Annotated in this window: 4 protein-coding genes; all 4 read right to left on the bottom strand. The window is 70.5% G+C overall.

Annotation, left to right across the window (positions count from 1 at the left end; translation table 11 throughout):
• Positions 1-7: 7 nt before the first annotated feature.
• Positions 8-3169 (bottom strand): efflux RND transporter permease subunit, encoded by a 3162-nt coding sequence (locus DBR36_RS12830; protein WP_108319966.1) that lies wholly within the window; start codon positions 3167-3169, stop codon positions 8-10.
• Positions 3170-3251: 82 nt separating this feature from the next.
• Positions 3252-3617: a fluoride efflux transporter CrcB gene (gene crcB, locus DBR36_RS12835; RefSeq protein WP_108319968.1), complete on the bottom strand. Its 366-nt coding sequence runs from the start codon at positions 3615-3617 to the stop codon at positions 3252-3254.
• 31 nt (positions 3618-3648) lie between these two features.
• Positions 3649-3873: a hypothetical protein gene (locus tag DBR36_RS12840; RefSeq protein ID WP_108319970.1), complete on the bottom strand. Its 225-nt coding sequence runs from the start codon at positions 3871-3873 to the stop codon at positions 3649-3651.
• A gap of 61 nt (positions 3874-3934) precedes the next feature.
• A partial coding sequence (locus DBR36_RS12845; protein WP_146185356.1) for an alpha/beta hydrolase fold domain-containing protein occupies positions 3935-4388 on the bottom strand: 454 nt, incomplete at its 5' end.

Raw genomic sequence — 4388 nt, forward strand, 5'->3', positions numbered from 1 at the left:
CGCCCGGTCAGTGCTTCTCGCGCAGCTCGCGTCGGCTCAGCGGGTGACCGTCTTCGGCGACCATCTCGACCGGTTCGGCCGTCTTCGACGCCCGCCGCTCCCGGCGCCGCTCGCTCGCTCCTTCGATGAGGTTGTAGAGCGTCGGCAGCACCAGCAGCGTCAGGAACGTCGACGACACGAGACCGCCGATCACGACCACCGCGAGCGGTTGCGAGATGAACCCGCCGTGCCCGGTGATGCCCAGCGCCATCGGCACGAGGGCGAAGATGGCGGCGAGCGCGGTCATCAGGATGGGGCGCAGGCGGCGCGCCCCGCCCACGATCGTCGCGTCGTGCACGCTCAGTCCGCGCGCCCGGTACTGGTTGACCAGGTCGATGAGCACGATCGCGTTGGTCACGACGATGCCGACGAGCATCAGCGCGCCGATCATGCCCGCCACGCCCAGCGGCACCCCGGTGACGAGCAGCATCAGGATCGCGCCGGTCGCCGCGAACGGCACCGAGACGAGCAGTTCGAGCGGTTGCCGCAGCGATTTGAAGGTCGCCACCATGACGACGTAGACGATCAGGATGGCGGCGAGCAGGGCCAGCCCGAGCTGGCCGAAGGCGTCCTGCTGGTCGGTGACGACGCCGCCGACCTTCGCGGTGGCGCCCTCGGGGAGCTGCACGTCGGCCAGCGCCGCGTTCACCGACGCCGAGGAGCTGCCCAGGTCGTCCGAGGTGGGGGTGACGGTGATGGATGCCGTGCGCAGCCCGCGCGAGGTGGTGATCGACGGCGGGGTCTGGCTCTGCTCGACGGTCGCGATCTCGTCGAGGCGGACGGTGCCGGCGGCGCTGGGGATCTCGAGCGCGCGCAGGTCGTCGATCGTCGCGGGAGGGTTCGCCGATGCCAGGTAGACCGTCACTCCGCGACCGTCGATCTCGACCGTGCCGGCCTGGCGCGGCTGCTGGGCGGCGGTGACGAGGGCGCCCACGGCGCGTTCGGACAGCCCGCGCTCGGCGGCCGCGTCGCGGTCGACCCGTACCGAGACGAACGGCAGCGAGGCCGAGAGGCTGCTCGTGACCTGGCCGATGCCCTCTCGTCCGTCCAGGCCCGCCACGACCGCGTCGCTGGCCTGTTGCAGCGCCTGGCCGTCGGCGGCGGTGACGTCGACCGTGATGTCGGTGGAGCCGAAGCCGCCGCCGGATGAGGCCACCTCGATCTCTCCGGCGTCGGTGAGCTTCTCGAGCTCGGTGCGCACGCGCTCGCGCAACTCGACCTGGTCGGCACCCGACTCGGAGGTGATCGAGTACGTGATGCCCGTCCCTCCGCCCGAGAAGGCGTCGCGCAGCGCCGAGCCGCTCGAGCCGATGGAGGTCTGGACGGTCTGCACGCCCGCGGTGTCCAGCAGCACGGCTTCGACCTTCTGGGCGGCCGCGTCCTCGGCATCCAGGCTCGGGGCCGAACCGATCTTCTGCGTCACGGTGAAGGTGTTCTGACCGGAATCGCCGAGGAAGTCGGTCTTGAGCAACGGCACCGCGGCGAGCGTGCCGCCGAGCACGAGGACGGCGAGACCCAGGGTCACCCACGAGTGCCGGAGCGTCCAGCTGAGCACCGGCACGTACGCCTTCTGCAGGCGCGTGGGGGGCGCGTCGGGGGCTTCGGGGTCGACCGGCTCGCCCTCGGCGTCGCGCACGACGGTCCCGGGCTTGAGGAACCACGACGCGAGCACCGGAACGATGGTCAACGAGACCAGGAGCGAGGCGGCCATGGCGATCGTCACGGTGAGAGAGAACGGGCGGAACAGCTCGCCGGTCACGTCGCCGACGAACGCGATCGGCAGGAACACCGCCACCGAGGTGATCGTGGATGCCGTGATCGCGGCCGCGACCTCGCGCACGGCTCGGATGATGGTGGGGATCTTGTCGGCGTCGCCCACGTAGTGGCGTTTGATGTTCTCGATCACGACGATGGAGTCGTCCACGACGCGGCCGATGGCGATGGTGAGCGCGCCCAGGGTGAGGATGTTCAGCGAGTAGCCGAAGGCCTGCAGGCCGACGAAGGTGATGAGCACGCTCGTGGGGATCGAGATGGCCGTGACCAGCGTCGAGCGCACCGAGAGAAGGAAGACGAGGATCACGACGACCGCGAAGACGAGGCCCAGCAGACCCTCTTGAGCGAGGGCCTCGATGGACTGCGTGACGAACGGCGCCTGGTCGAACACGACGGTGAAGGTCGCTCCCTGACCGAGCTGGGACTCCAGAGCGGGTAGGGCGGCGAGGACCCCGCGCGAGACGTCGACGGTGTTGGCCGCCGGGAGCTTGGTGACGGCGATCGTGAGGGCGGGCTGGCCGTCGACGCGCGAGAGCGTCGTGACGGGGTCGGTCTGCAGCTGCACCGTCGCGACGTCGGCGATCGTGGTGGCGCCGGCGCGCTGCTGCGCCGCGTCGGTCGGCACGAGCGGGAGGGCCGAGATCTCGTCGACGCTGGTGAGCTTCTCGCCGGTCTGCACGGTGAGGGTCTGATCGCCCTCGGTGAGCGAGCCGCCCGGGAAGAGCACGCCGTTGGCGTCGAGCGCGTCGGTGATCGCCTGCTGGCTGAAGCCGCGCTCGGCGAGCTTGCCGGTGTCGGGGGTGATCGTCACGCGCTGGCCGGTGCCGCCGACGATCTGCGCGCCGTTGACGCCGTCGACGTCCTCGAGGTCGGGGATGACGCTGTTCTGCAGCACCGACTGCGTGGCCTGTGCGTCGCTGAAGCCGGTGACGGCGAGCTGGATGACGGGGAAGTCGTCGATGCTGGCCGACGCGACCGTGGTGTCGGCGGACTCGGGCAGCTGGTCGTCGATGCGGGCGATGGCCGCGAGGATCTTCTGCTGCGCGGCGGCGAGGTCGGTGCCGTAGGTGAACGACGCCGACACGATCGAGGAGTTCGTCGTGCTGGTCGCCGTGGTCGACTCGAGGCCCTCGACGCCGCGGATCGCGTTCTCGATCGGGGTCGACACGTCGGCCTCGACGACCTCGGGCGACGCCCCCGGGTAGGTCGTCACGACGGCGAGCTGCGGGAACTCGATCGAGGGGATGAGCTCCTGCTTGAGGCTGGTCAGCGCGAGACCGCCGAAGATCGCCGCGACGATCGTCACGAGGGCGATCAGGGCGCGGTTCTTCAGGCTCAGGACGGCCAAATACGACACGAAGGACCCTCCGGGGTGACTTTTCGATACAAGGGTGTATCGAATCCTCAGTATCCCACGGGCCTCGCCCGCACGGCCGGGCTCAGAGCAGGGAGCCCACCGAGAGCCCGATCGCCGCCGCGATCACCGAGCCGACGAACGACGCGGCCGCGTACGTGATCGAGGTCCGCGTGCGCCCCTCTTCGGCGAGCAGCGCGGTCGTCACCGCGACCGCACTGAAGGTCGTGTAGCCGCCCAGCAGGCCCGTGCCGATGATCCACCGCCACGCCTCGTCCGCCGCCAGCGGAGTGACGAGCCCCAGAGCGAGCGCGCCGGTGAGATTGACCACGAGGATCCCCCACGGGAACCGCTCCCCCGTCCGTCGCCGCACGGCCACGTCGACGAGGTAGCGCAACGCCGCCCCCACGCCACCGGCGATCACCACGGCGAGGAAGACGAGGGGGTTCACGCCGCCAATCTACGCCCGCCCCGCCCCCGGCTCAGGCTTCGAGAGCCTCGACGCGGCGACGCAGCTCTCCGGCCTTCTCGGCGCCGATCTGAGCCTCGGCGAGCTTGAGCGCCGCACTGGCCGTGAGCGTGCGAGCCACGAGATAGGTCGGGCTCGCCTTGAGGTCGGGGATCACGTCGAGAATGATGCCCGCGGCATCCGGGTCCGTCATGAGCGTTCCGAGCTTGATCTTGGCGAGGTCGTATCGAGCAGTCATGGAGTCCTCCGTCGTGGGTGCATCGTCGTCACCCTGCGCAGATTGTTGCACATATGTACAGCTATGTCACGGTGCCCCGGGGGTCCCGGGAAAGCGCTCCGACGAGGGCGAACGCAGCTCGCGCCTCGGGCGTCCAGAACGCCCCGACGTAGACGTGGAACCCCGCTGCCGCGGTGATCAGGCGCACGGGCGCCCCCTCCGCCGCTGCTCGCGACACGAACGCGACGGCGTCGTCGAAGAAGATGTCGCACCCGCCCTGGAACACGAGGGTGGGCGGCAGCGTCGCGAGCGGCATGCGAGCGGGATTCAGCGACGCATCGTCCAGGCCGCGCGCGCCGACCCACGCCTTCGCGCCGGCCTGAAGACCGGGCACCCGCAGCGATGGGTCGCGTCGCACACGACGGCCGATCGCGGGGTCGTCCAGGGCGAGATCCAACCACGGGGACAGGAGCACCAGCGCGTCGGGACGACGCCGCGCCCGCAGCGCGAGACCCACCGCGACGGTTCCCCCCGCC

Source organism: Microbacterium sp. HMWF026 (assembly GCF_003061325.1).
Taxonomy (GTDB): domain Bacteria; phylum Actinomycetota; class Actinomycetes; order Actinomycetales; family Microbacteriaceae; genus Microbacterium; species Microbacterium testaceum_E.